The sequence below is a fragment of the Amycolatopsis sp. NPDC004169 genome (genome assembly GCF_040610315.1).
Taxonomy (GTDB): Bacteria; Actinomycetota; Actinomycetes; order Mycobacteriales; family Pseudonocardiaceae; genus Amycolatopsis.
In genome coordinates this window covers 305,521-322,121 of the sequence record NZ_JBEXMD010000001.1, presented here as the reverse complement: position 1 = coordinate 322,121, position 16,601 = coordinate 305,521, and the positions used below count along the sequence as shown (strand labels likewise).

16 protein-coding genes are annotated in these 16,601 nt (G+C 69.9%); 9 read left to right on the top strand and 7 right to left on the bottom strand.

What is annotated here, in order from left to right; all coding sequences use genetic code 11:
* Positions 1–2 precede the first annotated feature (2 nt).
* The 3 genes from ABZX11_RS01545 to ABZX11_RS01535 are packed head-to-tail and all read right to left on the bottom strand — an operon-like array spanning position 3 to position 1,844.
* The gene (locus ABZX11_RS01545) at positions 3–968 is read right to left on the bottom strand and encodes a hypothetical protein (protein ID WP_354908847.1); all 966 of its coding nucleotides are present in this window, start codon (positions 966–968) and stop codon (positions 3–5) included.
* Positions 969–978: 10 nt separating this feature from the next.
* Positions 979–1,302, bottom strand: a complete 324-nt coding sequence (locus ABZX11_RS01540; protein WP_354908845.1) for a hypothetical protein — start codon at positions 1,300–1,302, stop codon at positions 979–981.
* A gap of 26 nt (positions 1,303–1,328) precedes the next feature.
* Entirely contained in the window at positions 1,329–1,844 is a 516-nt protein-coding gene (locus tag ABZX11_RS01535; protein WP_354908843.1) for a YbaB/EbfC family nucleoid-associated protein, read from the bottom strand.
* Between the two features lie 217 nt (positions 1,845–2,061).
* Between ABZX11_RS01535 and ABZX11_RS01530 the strand changes: the two genes are divergently transcribed.
* The 5 genes from ABZX11_RS01530 (at position 2,062) to ABZX11_RS01510 (ending at position 6,000) form a co-directional block, all read left to right on the top strand.
* A complete protein-coding gene (locus tag ABZX11_RS01530) occupies positions 2,062–3,435 on the top strand; it encodes a hypothetical protein (RefSeq protein WP_354908841.1) in 1,374 nt (457 codons plus the stop codon).
* Positions 3,432–4,175 carry an ESX secretion-associated protein EspG gene (locus tag ABZX11_RS01525; RefSeq protein WP_354908838.1) on the top strand — a complete coding sequence of 248 codons (744 nt, stop codon included), beginning with the start codon at positions 3,432–3,434 and terminating at the stop codon, positions 4,173–4,175. The genes ABZX11_RS01530 and ABZX11_RS01525 overlap by 4 nt, the downstream gene beginning before the upstream one ends.
* Positions 4,172–4,573 (top strand): hypothetical protein, encoded by a 402-nt coding sequence (locus ABZX11_RS01520; RefSeq protein ID WP_176173872.1) that lies wholly within the window; start codon positions 4,172–4,174, stop codon positions 4,571–4,573. Before ABZX11_RS01525 ends, ABZX11_RS01520 begins: the two co-directional genes overlap by 4 nt.
* On the top strand, positions 4,570–5,190 hold the full coding sequence (locus tag ABZX11_RS01515) for a DUF3558 domain-containing protein (RefSeq protein ID WP_354908836.1): 621 nt from the start codon (positions 4,570–4,572) through the stop codon (positions 5,188–5,190). Before ABZX11_RS01520 ends, ABZX11_RS01515 begins: the two co-directional genes overlap by 4 nt.
* Before the next feature lie 72 nt (positions 5,191–5,262).
* Positions 5,263–6,000 carry a TetR/AcrR family transcriptional regulator gene (locus ABZX11_RS01510; RefSeq protein WP_176173871.1) on the top strand — a complete coding sequence of 246 codons (738 nt, stop codon included), beginning with the start codon at positions 5,263–5,265 and terminating at the stop codon, positions 5,998–6,000.
* Here the strand turns inward: ABZX11_RS01510 and ABZX11_RS01505 are convergent.
* The 3 genes from ABZX11_RS01505 to ABZX11_RS01495 form a co-directional block, all read right to left on the bottom strand.
* Complete coding sequence (locus ABZX11_RS01505) at positions 5,997–6,734, bottom strand: SDR family oxidoreductase (RefSeq protein ID WP_354908834.1); 738 nt, start codon at positions 6,732–6,734, stop codon at positions 5,997–5,999. The genes ABZX11_RS01510 and ABZX11_RS01505 overlap by 4 nt on opposite strands.
* Before the next feature lie 90 nt (positions 6,735–6,824).
* Positions 6,825–9,671: a leucine--tRNA ligase gene (leuS, locus tag ABZX11_RS01500; protein WP_354908831.1), complete on the bottom strand. Its 2,847-nt coding sequence runs from the start codon at positions 9,669–9,671 to the stop codon at positions 6,825–6,827.
* A 152-nt stretch (positions 9,672–9,823) separates the two neighbouring features.
* Positions 9,824–10,984 (bottom strand): esterase-like activity of phytase family protein, encoded by a 1,161-nt coding sequence (locus ABZX11_RS01495; RefSeq protein WP_354908829.1) that lies wholly within the window; start codon positions 10,982–10,984, stop codon positions 9,824–9,826.
* A 65-nt stretch (positions 10,985–11,049) separates the two neighbouring features.
* On the opposite strand from ABZX11_RS01495, the gene ABZX11_RS01490 reads away from it, so the two are divergent.
* Positions 11,050–11,469: an SdpI family protein gene (locus ABZX11_RS01490; protein WP_176173867.1), complete on the top strand. Its 420-nt coding sequence runs from the start codon at positions 11,050–11,052 to the stop codon at positions 11,467–11,469.
* On the opposite strand, the gene ABZX11_RS01485 is transcribed toward ABZX11_RS01490, so the two are convergent.
* Complete coding sequence (locus ABZX11_RS01485) at positions 11,466–12,047, bottom strand: YqgE/AlgH family protein (protein ID WP_176173866.1); 582 nt, start codon at positions 12,045–12,047, stop codon at positions 11,466–11,468. The genes ABZX11_RS01490 and ABZX11_RS01485 overlap by 4 nt on opposite strands.
* 256 nt (positions 12,048–12,303) lie before the next feature.
* On the opposite strand from ABZX11_RS01485, the gene ABZX11_RS01480 reads away from it, so the two are divergent.
* From ABZX11_RS01480 to ABZX11_RS01470, 3 genes are all read left to right on the top strand, one after another.
* On the top strand, positions 12,304–13,596 hold the full coding sequence (locus ABZX11_RS01480) for an MFS transporter (RefSeq protein ID WP_254897062.1): 1,293 nt from the start codon (positions 12,304–12,306) through the stop codon (positions 13,594–13,596).
* Positions 13,597–13,687: 91 nt separating this feature from the next.
* Positions 13,688–14,278: a YbaB/EbfC family nucleoid-associated protein gene (locus ABZX11_RS01475; RefSeq protein WP_254897061.1), complete on the top strand. Its 591-nt coding sequence runs from the start codon at positions 13,688–13,690 to the stop codon at positions 14,276–14,278.
* Positions 14,278–14,601, top strand: coding sequence for a WXG100 family type VII secretion target (locus ABZX11_RS01470; protein ID WP_176173865.1), 324 nt, complete (start codon positions 14,278–14,280; stop codon positions 14,599–14,601). Before ABZX11_RS01475 ends, ABZX11_RS01470 begins: the two co-directional genes overlap by 1 nt.
* Positions 14,602–16,601 lie beyond the last annotated feature (2,000 nt).

Below are 16,601 nucleotides of genomic sequence, written 5' to 3'. Positions count from 1 at the left end.
CGCTAGATCGACCCGGAGATGCGCTGGCCGCCCTGTTGCCGGAAGACCGGTTCCGGGGCCGCGGGTTTCTTCTCGTTGTAGTGGTTCTCGCGGTAGTTCTTGTCGGCTTCGTCGTAGGCGCCCGCGGTCTTCTTGCCCGCTTCCTTGCCTGCCTCTTCACCGAGCGCCTTGGGCAGTTCCTTCAGCCCGTCCTTGAACACGCCCGGTGCCGCGTGTGCCGCGTCCTTCAGCGCGGCGAGCAGCTTCTGTCCGACGGTCCGGAAGAGGCCGCTGAGGTGGTTGAACTGGCTGATGCCCCTCCGGAAGGCACGCACGAGCTTCTGCAGCCACTCCGACATCCGCATGCCACAGCTGACGATCTCCTTCGTGCCTTCACCGGCAAAGCCCGCCGGTGCGGCGGGGCCCGGGTAACGCATGAGGATGCTGATCAGCTTGCCGATGCACTCCGTGAGCAGGTCACGCAGCACACTGCGCACAACGTTCAGGATGCTCTTGCAGACGTCGATCAGGACGGAAATGGCCTTTGCTCCGCCTGCAACGCTCGAGTACATGTCGCCGAGTTCGGCGGCGAACGTCCGATAGGCGTCCGCGCCTTGCCCCTGCCACTCCTCGCTGTCCGCCTTCACCGTCTCCAGGAGATCCTTGGCGACGGCGTCGATCTCGTCGCTGATGCCGCTCCACGTCTCCTGCATGACGTCGAGCTGTTCCTGGTTCCCGGTCACCCAGTCGAGCGGGGCGCGCAGGACCTCGACGTGTTCGATCAGCCAGCCGAGCCCCATGCTCGCCAGACCGGCGATCGGGTCCTGCAGGAAGTCCATCACGCCGGCCGCACCGAAACCGAGGTTGAGCAGACCTTCGGTCCAGTCGTCGTCGGCCGCTTTCGTTGCCGCGTCCCAGAAGTCCTGAGCCATCCCGGCGCCTTCGAGCGCCGAAGACCCTTCGTCGACCTTCTTCTTGGCTGCCGTCACCAATGCGTTCTCAGTCAAGGTGGATGCCTTCCAAGCTCGCCTTGACGTCCTGCTCCCGCCAGTCCACGTGCTGGGACCAGGTGCGCACGCGGTCGATCTGTTCCTGGGCCACGTTCTTCGCGTGGCCGATGGAGTCGCTGCCCAAGGTCTGGGCGACACCGCAGAGCGCGCCGAGGCCGCAAGCCTGGCCGATCAGACCGAACGCCATCGGGTCGACGACCTGGGCCGCCGCGTCCAGGGTCTTCGCGAACCGGTCGACGAACGGTTCGAGCTTCTTCGCGTGGGACAGCAACTGCTCCGGTTTGATCCGGATGTCCGGCTGCGGGTTGTTCACGGTGTTCTCCTCCCTCGTTGCCCTGGTCAGCGCAAGTAGTCGCCGTCGCTGAAGTAGTCGTCGTCGGTGCCGGGCTCAGGCGCCGGACGCGGCGGGACCGGCTTCGGTGCAGGCTTCGCCGGCGTCTCTTCCTCCGCGATGAAGCGCGACCCGTCACTCGCGGGCGCCGCATGACCTCCCTCCACGAAGCCCTGCGGCTCCGGCTCCGGGAACTCACGGTGGAGCTGCTGGACCAGCTCGTCCATGGTGTCGGTGCCGGCGATCGACGGAATCCCGGTCTGCACGGCGTCCGCCAGCTTGCTTTGCGCGCGCTGGACGGTCCGCAGTATCTCGTCGGCGAGGTTCGCCTTCTCGCGCACCGCGTGCCCGATTTCCAGCCCGACCAGATTGCCGAGGTGGTTCACCGTGACCGCGATCTGGCCGTCCTGGCTGCGCTCGGCGACCGAGACCGCCGCCATCTCGGCCTGCATGCGGTCGCCTCGCTGCTTGGCCTCGGCGATCTTGGCGTCGAAGCTCGCCAGCAACTGCTCCGGGTTCGACACGCGAACCTCCCCTGTTCACGTCGGTAACCGTACGGCGACCGAGTGTGGCACACCGGTCCGACAGTTCCGGGGGAGCTCCGGTTTTCCCCACTCGTCCGAGCTCGTCGGGTGGCTGGTGCAGTCGCCTGACCTGGTGTGGTTCTCACACGACCGGTAATCGGTGGGGTATTGTCCGTGACGCAAGAGGGGAGATCGAACGCGAGGGGAGCGCGGTTCGGTGGGGTTGTTCGGCGACATGCTCGACGCTGCCAAGCACGTCGGGTCGGAGATCGCGCACGCCGTCCAGTCGGGTGGTGAGCGGCTCGGCAACGTTCTGACCGGCGCGGGTGTCGGCCTGCTCACGGGTGGGGTGCCCGGCGCAGTCGCGGGTGCCTACGTCGGCTCGCAGACCGGGAGCGGGGCGGCGAACCCGCAGGCCGCGGGGCTGTCACCCGGCCAGCTGGTGCGGGCCGTGCTGAGCGGGCCCGGCACCGAGTCGCTGCAGAAGGTGCACCAGGCGGGTGTCGACCAGTCGACTTATCAGCGCCGGCTGGAGCAGGGCACGCGGGAACTGACGGCCGGCCTCGAATCCGCGTGGACGGGCGGGGCTTCGGACGCGGCGCGGGAGCGGCTCCAGCCGTTGACGGCGTCCGCGACCTCGGCGTCCACGACGCTGGACCGCAACTCGACGCTGGCCCAGGCGCAGATCGACCAGTTCCACCGGATGAAGAACTCGCTGCACCCGGACGTCACCGACCAGCCGCCGACGCGCAGCGCCTGGGACGTCGCGACGCCGTGGGACACCGACACCGAAGACAAGATCAACCAGTACAACCGGAAGGCGCAGGAGAACGTCGAGCGGTACACCGCGTACTCGCAGCAGTCCAGCGCGAACACCGCGGCCCGGACGATCGACTACGGCCAGCTCCGCGAGTACACCGGCGGCGACTTCACGGTGCAGGACCCGAAGGAGCCGGTCGAGCCGCCGGCCCGCAGGCGGACGCGGACGGGTGGTGGCGACGACGACCGGCCGATCGGTGCCCAGGTCCAGCCGCCGCCTGCGGTCCACCCGCCGGTCTTGCCGCCTGGGCAGATCACGCCGCCCGGGCAGGTGACGCCGCCGGGGCACGTCGTGCCGCCGCACACCTCCGGCGTGGATGACAGCGTTCGGGCGCAGAGTTACGTGCCGCCGTCGACACAGTTGCCGCCGGGGTACCAGCTGCCGGGGACCGGTCCGGGCACTTCCGACGCGTTCGGCCCCGGCTTCGGACCTGGTGGCGGCGGGTTCGGAGCTGGTGGCGGCGGGTTCGGGCCAGGCTCGTCGTCCGGCGCGGGCTCCGGCACCGGCTCGGGATCGGGTGCGCGCGGTCCGGGCGCTTCGACCGGAACCGGCGTGCCGGGCGAGGGACGTCCGGGCGCGACCGGCGTCCGCGGCGGCCCGGCCGGCAAGCCGGGTTCGCCGGGCATGGGCGGCATGGGCCCCGGCGCCAAAGGTGGCAAGGGCGAGGAGGACACCGAGCACCAGCGCGCGTCGTACCTGGTGGAGGCCGATCCGGAGAGCATCTTCGGCGGGTCCGACGAGCGGACCGTGCCCCCGGTGATCGGGCTGTGATCTTCCTGCCCAAGACCGCGCTGCTCACCGCGTGGGGGTGGGAGCGGCACGGCCCGCCGCCCCCGGTCCTCGGCGCCGACAACCTCTGGCTCGGCGACGAAACCCGCAAGCGCCTCGACGAGCAGGTCCTCGACGTCCTGACCTCGCTCCGCCTCGCGGCAGGCGGCACGTTGACGCGGGACTTCCGCGACGTCCTGCGCGTCCTGGCGAAGGGCGCCCACCAGTTCACGGCGTGGCTGGGCGACATCGAAGCGGACGAATCGGGCGCGGTGCTCGTGTCGGCCTCCGGATCGGACGCGCTCCGGCTCATCCGGAAAGACGACACGGTCCGGGTCGACGTCGTGGAGCCGTCGCGGATCGCGGAGTCGCTGGTGGACGTGCTGCCGCCGGTGCCGCCCGCGCGGATTTCGGCGGTGTCGATCCCGGAGGCGCGCTTCTCGGGGCGGGCGGTGGAGGAGTCGTACGACCTCGACGACCCGACGCTCGATCGTGGCCGGGACCCGCTGCCGTGGGCGCGCCGGCTGATGGCAGCTCGGCGGACCGGGTTGCACCAGTGCTACGCCGTGCAGCGGGGTTCTCGCAGCGCGCCGATCACCGCGGTGGATATCGCCGGGACCGGACGGGTGCTGACGTACGTGCAGTCGGGGCGCGAGCCTGTGGTCAGGTTCCAGCCGGGGACCCGGGGTGCGCTGACGGAAGTGTTGTACGCGACCCTGAACGGGTTGGGGGGAGGACGATGACGAACTCGATCTTCAGCGGAATCGGCTTCTGGGCGACGGACCTGCCGAGCGCGGGGCCGTCGCCCGCCGGTGGGCAGGGGTTCGCGATGAGCAGTGCGGAGATGCGAGCGCTGCTCCAAAAGGCAGAGAGTCAGAAGGACACCATCAGTGACCAGTTGCGCGACGCTGAAATTCTGAGCAGGGCGAAGCCGCCGGCCGAGGAACCGGTCAGCCAAGCTGCGGTGAACGGCGCGAACGGTGTCAACGAGGCCGGGCGGTATTACCAGGGCCACCTGCAATACCAACTGGACTACTACACAGAGTTGACTCGACGGCTGAGGCAAGCTCTCGGCATCACCGAAGCAGCGGATCAACAGGCTGCGGACTCGACGAAAACGATCAAGGGGTCGCTCGAATGATTCGACGGGTTCTCATCGGCACGACCGCGGTGGTCGTCGGTACAGCACTGCTGACCTCGTGCACCGGTGAACGTCGCACGCCGGGTACTGCATCGCCCGCGCCGGCCAGCAGCGCAGAGCTGCCGAACAGCGGCGCGCCGAAGGTGAACGACCCGCTGCCGGCGAAAGTCTTGGACGGGAGCCCCTGCGACTCGGCTCTCACCGAAGAGCAACTGGCCGGCTATCTGGGCAAGCCCGGCGCGCCGAAACCGAAAGACTCCGAGCTCGGCCCCATGTGCGACTGGGCCAGTACTTCCGGGAGTAGCGCCGGCATCCTCGTCGCATACGAAACGAAGACCGGGCAGGGCATCAGCTTCACTTACAAGAACGAAAAGCCGAAGGCTTCCCGCTGGGTCGACGATTTGGACCCTGTCCAGGGCTACCCGATCGTCGGCTATGTCGATGTGGGAGCCAGCGGTCAGCGAAGCTGCGTGCTTGTCGTCGGTGTCTCCGATGAACTCGCGTACTCGCTCTCGTTGGTCCTCGGCGACGACGCTGCCGAAAAAGGGAAGGACGCTTGTCAGCTCGGGCGAGGCGTCGCCGACACGGTGCTGACCAACCTCAAGGCCCGGGCCTGAGCTGCACCTTTTCGTTACGGCGGAAATGGCGTTAATGCAAGATCTGTCGTACTAAGCACTTAGACTGTTCGGATGAGCCACCCCACTCGGAGGGGTCGCGCGCGTGCGGCTACCGAACAGGACATCCGGCGGACCGCCCGGAGACTGCTCGTCGAGCAGGGGCCGGAGGCGGTCACGCTGCGTGCCATCGCGCGGGAGCTGGGGATCACCGCGCCCGCGCTCTACCGGTACTACGAGTCCCGGGATGACCTCGTCGAGAACCTGCGGCTGGACGTCTGTGCCGACCTGGCGGACGATCTCGCCGAGGAGATCGCCGAGCTGCCGGACGACGGGGTGCTGCAGCTGTTCGCCATCTGCAAGGGCTTCCGGCGGTGGGCGCTCACCCACACGAAGGAATTCACGCTCGTCTTCGCGTCGCCGACCGGCGGGATCGGGTCGACGTCGGGGAGTGCGCTGAGCCGGGTCGACGAGCCGTTCGGGCGGATCTTCCTGGCCGCTGCCGGGCGGGTGCTCGCGCGGCACGACGTCGTGCTGCCCTCGGCCAGCAGTGTGCCCGATGAGCTGCGGGACGACCTGAAGACCTTCCAGGAGTCGCTGGTCGCGGTGCTCGTCGAGTCCGATCAGGGTGTTCCGGTCGAGAAGATCGACCTCGGCGTGACGTACCTGATGATCCAGTTCTGGGCCCGGATCTACGGGCACGTCACGCTCGAGGTCTTCGGCAACTACCCGATCCCGATGGCCAAGCCGGACGTCCTGTTCGAGGCGATGCTCGCGGACCTCGCGCGGGAGATCGGGCTCTACACCGGTTAGGCCGCGTGGCCGCCGTCGACCGACAGGACCGCCGCCGTCACGTACTCGGCTCCGGGTGAGGCGAGGTACGCGACCGCCGAAGCCACCTCCGACGGCGAGCCGTAGCGGTCGAACGCCGTCAGGGCGCGCTGGTCGGCCGCGTACGGGCCGTCGGCCGGGTTCATGTCCGTGTCCGTCGGGCCCGGGTGGACCAGATTGACCGTGATGCCGCGCGGGCCGAGCTCGCGCGCCAGCGCCTTGGTCAAGCCCACCATCGCCGCCTTGCTCGTCGCGTATAGCGCCATACCCGGGCCCGGCACGCGGTCGGTGACGCAGCTGCCGATCGTGATCACGCGGCCGCCGTCGGCCAGGACTCCGGCCGCCGCCTGGGTCGCCGCGAACACGCCGCGGACGTTCACCGCCAGCACGCGGTCGACGTCTTCCAGCGAAGTCTCGCCGAACGCGCCGACGAACCCGACGCCCGCGTTGTTCACCAGCACGTCCAGCCGGCCGAACTCCGCGACAGTCGCTCGGACCGCCGCCGAAACCGCCGCGGCGTCCGCCGAATCCGCCTGGACCGCCAGCGCGCGGCGGCCGAGGTTCTTGATCTTGTCGACCACCTCGGCCGCCAGCGTGCCGTTGTGCTGGTACGTCAGCGCGACGTCCGCGCCGTCCTCGGCGAGCCGCAGTGCCGTGGCCGCCCCGATGCCGCGGCTGCCGCCCGTCACCAGTGCCACCTTGCCGTCGAGGGTCATCCCCGGTTCTCCTTCGATCGAGCCGCTTTCGTTGACAGCTCAATCAAATCGAGAACGCCGAAGAACTACCGGCAGCTTTCGGACACCGCGTTAGAGGACGATGTTGACCAGCCGCCCGGGCACCACGATCACCTTGCGCGGCGAGCCGTCGCCGATCATCGCCGCGACCTTCTCGTCCGCCAGCGCCGCCGCCTGGACGTCGTCCTGAGACGCGGAAGCCGCGACCGTCACCCGGGACCGGACCTTGCCGTTGACCTGGATCGGGTACTCGACCGAATCCTCCACCAGGTACTTCTCGTCCACCACCGGGAACGGGCCCTGCACCAGCGAGTCCGCGTGGCCCAGCCGGTGCCACAGCTCCTCCGCCATGTGCGGGGCCAGCGGCGCCAGCATCAGCACCAGCGGCTCGGCCAGCTCACGCGGCGTCGACGCGGCCGCGCCGTACACCTTGGTGACGTGGTTGTTCAGCTCGATCAGCTTCGCGCCCGCCGTGTTGAACCGCATCTCCGCGTAGTCCTCGCGGACGCCGGCGATGGTCCGGTGCAGTACCTTCCGGTCCGCTTCGGAAGCGTCCTCAGTGGACACCCGCAGCTCGCCGGTCGTCTCGTCGACGACCAGGCGCCACAGCCGCTGCAGGAACCGGTGCGCGCCGACGACGTCCTTGGTCGCCCACGGGCGCGACATGGCCAGCGGGCCCATCGCCATCTCGTAGAACCGGAACGTGTCGGCGCCGTAGTTCTCGGCCATCTCGTCCGGCGTGACGACGTTCTTCAGGCTCTTGCCCATCTTGCCGTACTCCTGGGTGACCTCTTCGCCGTTGAAGAAGTACTTCCCGTCGCGCTCCTCGACCTGCTCGGCCGGGACGTAGACGCCGCGGGCGTCCGTGTACGCGTACGCCTCGATGTAGCCCTGGTTGAACAGCTTCCGGTACGGCTCCTTGGACGTCACGTACCCCAGGTCGAACAGCACCTTGTGCCAGAACCGCGAGTACAGCAGGTGCAGAACTGCATGCTCGACGCCGCCGACGTACAGGTCGACGCCGCCGGTGTCGTCCGCGCCGTACTCGCCGGGCCGCGGGCCCATCCAGTACTGCTCGTTCTCCGGCGCGCAGAACGTCTCGGTGTTCGTCGGGTCCAGGTAGCGCAGCTGATACCAGCAGGAACCCGCCCAGTTCGGCATCGTGTTGATGTCACGGCGGTACTTCTTCGGGCCGTCGCCCAGGTCCAGCTCGACCTCGACCCAGTCCGTCGCGCGCGCCAGCGGCGACGACGGCATCGAGTCGCGGTCCTCCGGGTCGAACGTCACCGGCGAGTAGTCGGCGACCTCGGGCAGCTCGATCGGCAGCATCGACTCGGGGACGGCGTGGACTTCGCCGGCCTCGTCGTAGACCACCGGGAACGGCTCGCCCCAGTACCGCTGGCGCGAGAACAGCCAGTCGCGCAGCTTGTACTGGACCGTCCCGGTGCCGGCGCCCTTCTCCGACAGCCAGTCGATGATCGTCTTCTTGGCCTCGGCGACGTCCATGCCGTCCAGGAAGCCCGAGTTGATCGCCGGTCCGTCGCCGGTGAACGCCTTGCCGTCGAAGCCTTCCGACGGCTGGACGGTCCGGATGATGTCCAGGCCGAACTTCTCGGCGAACTCCCAGTCGCGGACGTCCTGGCCGGGGACGGCCATGATCGCGCCGGTGCCGTAGCCCATCAGCACGTAGTCGGCGACGAAGATCGGGATCTGCTTGTCGTTGACCGGATTCGTCGCGTACGCCCCGGTGAAGACGCCGGTCTTCTCCTTGTTCTCCTGCCGGTCCAGCTCGGACTTCCGGGACGCGGCGACGCGGTACTCCTTGATCGCCTCGGCGGGCGTCGCGGCACCGCCGGTCCACCGCGAGTCGACGCCCTCAGGCCAGGAAGCCGCAGTCAGCTTGTCGACCAGCGGGTGCTCCGGCGCCAGCACCATGTAGGTGGCGCCGAACAGCGTGTCCGGGCGGGTCGTGAAGACCTCGATCGCGTCCTCGCCCGCCTTGAAGGTGACACGGGCGCCGTGCGAGCGGCCGATCCAGTTCCGCTGCATGGACTTGACCTTCTCCGGCCAGTCCAGCAGGTCCAGGTCGTCGACCAGGCGGTCGGCGTACGCAGTGATCCGCATCATCCACTGGCGCAGGTTGCGGCGGAAGACGGGGAAGTTGCCGCGCTCGCTGCGGCCGTCGGCGGTGACCTCTTCGTTCGACAGGACCGTGCCCAGGCCCGGGCACCAGTTGACCGGTGCTTCGGAGATGTACACCAGCCGGTGGTCGTCGATGATCTTCTTGCGCTCGGACGCGCTCAGCGACGCCCAGTCACGGCCGTCCGGCGTCGGCCGGGAGCCGTCCGCGAAGGCGGCCTCCAGCTCGGCGATCGGCCGCGCCTTGCCCGCCTCCGTGTCGTACCAGCTGTTGAAGATCTGCAGGAAGATCCACTGCGTCCAGCGGTAGTACTCGGGGTCGATCGTGGAGATGCGACGGCGTTCGTCGTGGCCCAGGCCCAGGCGCCGGATCTGGCGCAGGTAGGTCCGGATGTTCTCCTCGGTCGTCTTGCGCGGGTGCTGCCCGGTCTGGACCGCGTACTGCTCGGCAGGCAGGCCGAACGCGTCGAAGCCCATCGTGTGCAGCACGTTGCGCCCGATCATCCGGTGGTACCGGGCGAAGACGTCGGTGCTGATGAAGCCCAGCGGGTGCCCGACGTGCAGGCCGGAGCCCGACGGGTACGGGAACATGTCCTGGACGAACAGCTTGTCGCTGGGCACCGGCTGCCCCTCGACGGCGAGCGGCCCGACGGGGTTCGGCGCGTGGAAGGTCCCCTGGTCGGCCCAGTGGTCCTGCCAACGCTGCTCGATCTGACCCGCCAGCGCGGCCGTGTAGCGGTGCGCCGGGACGTCGATGGGCGTCCCTGGTGTCTCGGTCATCGCCGTCATCCTTCGTCGATCGCTCCAGAAACAACTCGACCCCTCAGCCACCAGGGCATGAGGGGTCGCCGCGCCGGCCGGGCCGGACCCGGTCAGCGCGGCAGGCTAAGGAGCAGCCGAGCCGTGTTCATGTGCATATCGTAACTTGCTGGTCAAAGCCGTTCCGAGGGGACCGCCAGTGCGACGAACTGGGTGACCTGGGTCGCGGAGAAGTTGTTGTCGCTGACCAAGATCAAACTGCGTTCGCCGTCGGGCAGCTTCGGGCCCCACGTCATGCCTTCGAGGTTGTCTACAGTGGACAAGCCGAGGTCGGCCGCGTCGAAGAGGAACCGCTTCTTGACCGGCTTCACGTGCTTCGCGTCGGCGAGGGACGGCACGTTCAGGACGTTCGTCGCGCCCGTCGTGTCGATCTCGTAGACGCGCACCTTGTTGCCGACGCCGGTGCTGAACGAGCGCTCCATCATCAGGAACTTCGTCGGATCCGCCTGGTCGACGGCCAGCATCGAGGAGACGCCGGTGGTGGCGAACGCCGTCGACGGCACGGGCGCGGCGAACAGCGGCTCCTGCGGGTAGGCGTACTGGGCCAGGACCGGCCCGAACCGCGCCTGCAGGGTGATCCTCGACAGCGCGCCGGTGGTCGTGGTCGCCTCCGGGCCGTCCTGCAGCAGCGGGCCCTCGACCTCGCTGGCCAGCAGCGAGCCGAAGCCGGTGAACGTGATGCCCTCGAGCACGAGGTTCTGCCGCGGTCCGGCCGTCGGCGTCATCTTCTCGTTCGCGGGGATCGGCAGGTCGCGGACGTATTTTCCGTCGCGGCGGGCCTCGCGGATCGACGGTTCGATCAACGTCGTCGCGGTCCGCTCGCCCTCCTGCGACCAGTAGTAGTCGCCGGTCCACGGGTCGATGCGCAGCTCTTCGGGGTCGATCGTCTGCTCGTTCTGCGGCTTCGACGGGTCGTTCTGCGCGAGCGGCGGGTACGGCGTGCCGTCCGGGCGGAGCAGCGGTTTCGTGCCGGTGAAGGTGACGTCGCCGACGCCGTGGGCGGTGACCGGGAACGTCGCGGTGTAGAACCGGGCGGGGTTGATCGCCGATCGGTCGTCGCAGATCAGGGCGTACCCGCCGGTCCGCGGGTCGTAGTCGATGCTGGACAGGCCGCCGACCGTGGTGCCCTGGAACGGCAGGGCGTTGGGGACGATCTTTTCGCCGAGCAGCCGGATGGGCCGCTGGTGACTCTGGGTGGCCTCGGCCGGAGCCGCGGCGAGGATTCCCCCGATCAGGGCAGTGGCCAGAACGGTGGGCAGTACACGCGGTGACATGGCCTGTAGCACAGTCGATCAGGGTATCCGGCAGGTTGCCGGGACGTCACGCTTATCCTTGACTCGTGTTCGCTATCGCGCTGGTTCCGGTCGTGCTGGGTCTGCTCGTCGGTTTTGGTGGATTCCTCGGGTTCCGCGAGCGCTTGACGCGCGAGGGCGGCACCGGGGTGCGCACCGAGGCGGCGCTCCGCAGCGAAGAAGCGTTCAAGCTGGCCAACCGCGTCGCGAGCCTGCCGACCATGGCCGGGGGCGCGATCGCCGTGCTCACCGGGCTGGCCGGGCTGGCCATGCCGACGACCGGTGGCCTGATCTCCGCCGCGCTGGCGGGCGTGCTCGCCTTGGTGCTGCTGGTCATGGGCGGTGGCGTGCTGGGCAACCGGGCCGCGCTGACCGTGCCCGCCCCGGCTCCCGCGGCGCCGGCCGGCTGCAGCGGCTGCGCGTGCGGCGCCGGCGGCTGCGGCGTCTTCAAGAAGGACGAGGCCTAATTCCGTTGGAGGTCGCCCGGATGGGTGGCCAGTAGCGCCAGCGGGATGCCCTGACGGCGCAGTACCTGGCTCCACAGGTCGCCGTCCGGCGAGGCCAGGATGTCACTCGGCAGCGCCGGAACGATGACCCAGTCGTCGCGCTCGATCTCGCCGGCCAGCTGCCCCGAGTCCCAGCCCGCGTACCCGGCGAAGACGCGGACGCCCCGGACCTTCGGCACCAGCGCTTCGGGATCGGTGTCCAGGTCGACCAGCGCGACCGGGCCGCGGACCGCGATCACCCCCGGCACGCTCGCCGCCGTCTCCCCGGTGCGCAGCGCGGCCAGGCACAACGCGGTCTTCTTCTCGACCGGACCGCCGACGAACACCGCCTGCGGCTCGGCGACGTGGCCACCCCAGTTGGGCAGCACGTCGTGCACCGCGACGTCGCTCGGCCGGTTCAGGACCACGCCGAGCGTGCCCTCTTCGCGGTGATCGATGACGAACACCACGGTCCGGCGGAAGTTGGGATCGACCATGGTGGGGGCGGCGACCAGGAGCGTTCCCGGTTCAACCTCGGCGTCCGCTGGCACGCGACCCATGATCCCACCCTTGGCCCGGCGAATTACTTCGGCTCGGGAACAATCGCCCCACGAGCCTCGTTTGAAACATGTGGCCGGCGCACTCCGTGTCCCCCGGGCTCACTGAAGAACCGCCTTTGTGGAATACCGTCCGGCTGGAGCCACACTGCGCATAGCCGCCGAGAGGCGACCTCAGTGCGCCGGCCACCCCTGTTCGGCGGCTGCGCCACCCGTTCTCTTGACCGATCTCCCACGCGCGCCCCTTACCCTTGGCTTCGTGACGATCAGCGCCCACTCGGCGACCGTGCGAAGAGGCCCTCGGGAACTGCTCAAGGACCCGGACTTCCGGCGTCTCCTCTTCACCCGCTTCGCCGCAAGCTGGGGCGACGGCGTCTTCCGCGCAGGCCTCGCGGGCGCTGTCCTCTTCAACCCCGAACGAGCCGCCGATCCGCTGGCCATCGCGGGTGGGTTCGCCGCGCTGCTGCTGCCGTACTCGGTCGTCGGGCCGTTCGCCGGTGCGCTGCTGGACCGGTGGGACCGGCGGAAAGTCCTGATCTTCGCGAACCTCCTGCGCGGGCTGGCGATCGCCTGCGCGTCCGTCGCCGTCGGGCTCGGCTTCGGCGGCATCGGCCTGTTTTCGCTGGCCCTGGCCGCGGAAGGGATCTCCCGCTTCATCGGCTCGGGCCTTTCGGCGTCCCTGCCGCACGTCGTGGAGGAAGAGAGCGTCGTGACGGCGAACGCCTTCGCCACGACGCTCGGCTCGGTGGTCGCCGTCATCGGCGGTGGCTGCGCGATCGGCTTGCGCGCGCTGTTCGGCAGCAACGACGTCGGCTCGGCGGAGACGACGGCGTTCGCGGTGCTCGGCACGCTGGTCTCGGCGTTGATCGCGCGCGGCTTCGCCCGCGGCGTGCTCGGGCCGACCGTCGTGGACGAGCCGCCGAACCCGGTGCTGGCCGTCGCTCGCGGGCTGGCGGACGGTGCCCGGCACGCGTGGCGCGCGCCGAGTGTCACCGCCGGGTTCATCGCGCTGTTCGCGCACCGGGCGGCGTTCGGGGTGTCGCTGCTGGTCACCGTGCTGCTGATGCGCAACTACTTCACCGACCACGGCGTCTTCCGCGCCGGCCTGCCCGGGCTGGGGCAGATGGCGGTCCTCGCCGGCGCCGGGCTGCTGCTGGCCGGGCTGCTGACCGCGCGGATCATCCGCCGGTTCGGCAGGCTGCGCGCGGTGCTCGGCGCGTTGCTGCTGGCGGCGATCGCGCAGTCCGCGTTCGGCCTGCCGATGGTGCTGCCGCTCGCGCTGCTCGCCTCCTTCGTGATCACCGGGGCGGGGCAGGTGCTCAAGCTCTGCGTCGACTCGTCGATCCAGCTCGACGTCGCCGACGAAGCCCGCGGCCGGGTGTTCGCGCTGTACGACACGCTGTTCAACATCACGCAGGTCGCGGCGGTTTCCCTGGGCGCGCTGGTCGTGCCGGACGACGGCCGTTCGCCGGGTCTGCTCATCGCCGCGACGGTCTGCTACTTCGTCGGCGGAGCGGGGTACGCGCTCGCCCGGAGGCGCGCGATTCGCTGACGCAAACACCCGAACCGGTCACGATGACTGCTCCATTGGCATTAGGGTGACGGGCAGTCATTAGTAGGTTCGAGGGACACCGGGGGCACCTGTGACCACCGCGGGCGACGACCGTGCGCAGCTGGAAGCACGCAATGCCGCGATGAAGGACCGGATGGACACCCTCCTGGAGAACTTCGAGCGGCAGACAGCGCAGCTGCGCGACGCCCAGGCCGCGGCCGCCGAAACCACCGCACAGGTGAGTTCGCCCGACGGGCTGGTCCGCGCCACCATCGACGCCGGCGGCAGCCTCGCCAAGCTCGAGTTCGCCCCCAACACCTTCGAACGCACGACGCCCGCGCAGCTCGCGAACACCGTCCAGACGCTGGTGCGCCAGGGATCGCTGCAGGTCAAGCAGAAGATCGCCGACCTGATGGCGCCGATCACCGAAGGCCTGCCCGACCTCGCCGACCTGGTCGAGGGCGCGCCGTCGCTGGCCGGCCTGGTGCCACCGATCCCGGAGTTCCTGGACGAGGAACCGCCGCCCGCGCCGCGGCCGGAGTCGTTCGAAGACGGCGGTTCGATCCTGCGCAACGAGCAGGCGCCGCCGATGCCGGCCCCGAAGCCCGCTCCCAAGCGCGTCCGCCCGCCGCGTGACGACGACGAGGAGCCACCGTCGTCCTGGATGACGAGGGGCGACTGATGCCGGCTGGGGGTTCCGGGTTCACCGCGGAGCCGGACGCGGTCCTGCGCGCGTCGAACGGCCTGGTGACGGCGGCCGACGCCCTCGACAACGCGGCGAAGGCACTGCAGTCCGCGCTCGCCGCGCAGGGCGAGTGCTGGGGCGGCGACGAGTCCGGCAAGGAGTTCGCCAAGGACTACGTGCCGGGCGCGCAGGGCGCCGTCGAAGGCTTCACCAACCTCGTCGCGGGGTTGCGGGGGATGCAGCAGAACGTCAGCAAGTCGATGAAGGCGCTGTCGGGGGCCGACGAAGACGTGACGTCCCAGCTCGGCAAGGGGCATTGACGCGTGGGTATGGAGATGCCCGACGCGGTCAAGTGGCTGCTGCCGATCGTCGTCGGGGAGAGCTGGCCCGAGGGCGACGAGACCAAGCTGCGCGCGCTGCGGGACGCCTGGCACACGGCGTCGGCGTCGATCGCACCGGTGGCGGAGACGGGCAACCAGGCGGCGTCGGGCATCCGCGACAACTGGACGGGCGACGGCGCCGACGCGTTCGCGGAGCAGTGGAAGAAGTTCGTCGAGGGCGACGAGGCGTACTTCAAGCAGCTGACCGACGCCGCAAAGGCCCTGGGCGATTCGTGTGACCAGACGGCGCTGGACGTCGAGTACACGAAGTACATGATCATCATTTCGCTGATCGTCCTGGCGGCCCAGATCGCGGCGATGATCGCGGCGGCGGCCGTGACCTTCGGCGGTTCGACCGCGGGCATCGCGCCGGCCCAGATCGCGACCCGGATGACCGTGCAGGTGCTGTTCCGACAGCTGCTCGAGAAGCTGGCGCAGCAGGGGTTCAAGCAGGTCGCGAAGGAGCTGCTGGAGAAGCTGCTCAAGCAGGGTCTCAAGAAGATCGGCATGGAGATCCTGAAGAACGAGGCGATCAACCTCGGGATGGACGCGGGCATCCAGGGCCTGCAGATGGCCAAGGGTGACCGCAAGGATTGGGACTGGTCGAAGACCTCCGACGCGGCGATCTCCGGAGCGGTCGGCGGAGTGGTCGGAGCGGCATCGGGGTCGATCGGCCGCGGGGCGACGGAGGGGCTTTCGCACAGCGCCGGCGGCCAGGTCGCGGACGCGGCGATGCGGGCGGGGGCGCGGGGCGCGGTCGAGGGCGTCGCGCAGACGGTCGGCCAGGCGGCGGTGACCGGCGATCTGGGGTCGTTGACGCCGGAGCAGTTGTTGATGGGCGCGTCGAGCGGCGCGGTGGGGGGCGCGGCCGGGGGCGCGAAGGAGCAGCTGCACTCGGTTCACGAGGCGAACATCCCGCGGGCTGATGGGTCTTCTTCGGAGTCTGGGTCTCGGGAGTCTTCGGAGTCTTCGGCGCGGGAGGAAGCTTCGTCGGAGCCGTCCGGTCGGGATGAAGGCTCCTCGGAGCCTTCGGCGCGGGAGGAAGCACCGTCGGAGACGCCCGGTCGGGATGAAGGCTCCTCGGAGCCTTCGGCGCGGAATGAGGCTTCGTCGGAGTCTGGATCTCGGGAGTCGTCGGAGCCTTCGGCACGGGAGGCGACTTCCTCGCAGCCCGAATCTTCGGAGGCCGGAACGCGGGGTGAGGCTTCCTCCCAGCCTGAAACGCGTCGTGAGTCCTCGGAGGCCGGGCCGCGGAATGAGCCCGAGGATCGGGCTTCGTCGGAGTCTCGTCGTGAGTCCTCTTCGGAGCCGGCGTCGCGGAGTGAGGCTGCCTCCCCGCCGGCTCGTCATGAAGCCGGCTCCGGTCCCGAGACGCGCAGCGAGGTCTCGGAGCCTTCGCGGGGTGAGGAGGCGCGGCAGCCGGAGTTCCGGCGAGAGCCCGAGCCGCAGCGCGCGGAGAGCGGGCAGCCGGCGCCCGAGGTGTCCCGGCCGGCCGCGGAGCAGCGGGAGGCCCCGGCGGCCTCGTCGAGCGCGCCCCAGGGTGGCTACGGAATGGCCCCGCCATCGGGGTTCAGCCCGGAGCAGGGACGCCTGAGCGCAGGACGCCCGCAGGACAACGTGGGAGCGGCAGGTTTCGCGGGCGGCCAGAGCCAGCCGTTCGCGGCGGCGGATGGCGGGCCGGCGCCGTTGCCGAACGGGCCGTCGCCGCAGCAGGCGCCACCACCGGGAGGATTCCCACCGCCACCGCCGGCCATGCCGAACGGCGGCGGCCCGGGACGAGCAACTGGCCCCGGCCCGAGTGCGCCGCCGGTCGCGGGGGCCCAGCCACCGGACCCTCGCCGGATGCTGCAGGGTGGTCAGCCGCCGAGCGGGTACCGCCCGGGAGGCCAGCCGCCGCGCCCCCCGCACGGTCCGCAGCCTGGGGGTCACTCGCACGCCGG

What these genes read in the sequence shown, in the direction of transcription:
- ABZX11_RS01520 (WP_176173872.1), top strand. Translation starts at nt 4,172, where the DNA reads ATGACGAACTCGATCTTCAGCGGAATCGGCTTCTGGGCGACGGACCTG.
- ABZX11_RS01515 (WP_354908836.1), top strand. Translation starts at nt 4,570, where the DNA reads ATGATTCGACGGGTTCTCATCGGCACGACCGCGGTGGTCGTCGGTACA.
- ABZX11_RS01510 (WP_176173871.1), top strand. Translation starts at nt 5,263, where the DNA reads ATGAGCCACCCCACTCGGAGGGGTCGCGCGCGTGCGGCTACCGAACAG.
- ABZX11_RS01505 (WP_354908834.1), bottom strand. Translation starts at nt 6,734, where the DNA reads ATGACCCTCGACGGCAAGGTGGCACTGGTGACGGGCGGCAGCCGCGGC.
- leuS (WP_354908831.1), bottom strand. Translation starts at nt 9,671, where the DNA reads ATGACCGAGACACCAGGGACGCCCATCGACGTCCCGGCGCACCGCTAC.
- ABZX11_RS01495 (WP_354908829.1), bottom strand. Translation starts at nt 10,984, where the DNA reads ATGTCACCGCGTGTACTGCCCACCGTTCTGGCCACTGCCCTGATCGGG.
- ABZX11_RS01485 (WP_176173866.1), bottom strand. Translation starts at nt 12,047, where the DNA reads ATGGGTCGCGTGCCAGCGGACGCCGAGGTTGAACCGGGAACGCTCCTG.
- ABZX11_RS01470 (WP_176173865.1), top strand. Translation starts at nt 14,278, where the DNA reads ATGCCGGCTGGGGGTTCCGGGTTCACCGCGGAGCCGGACGCGGTCCTG.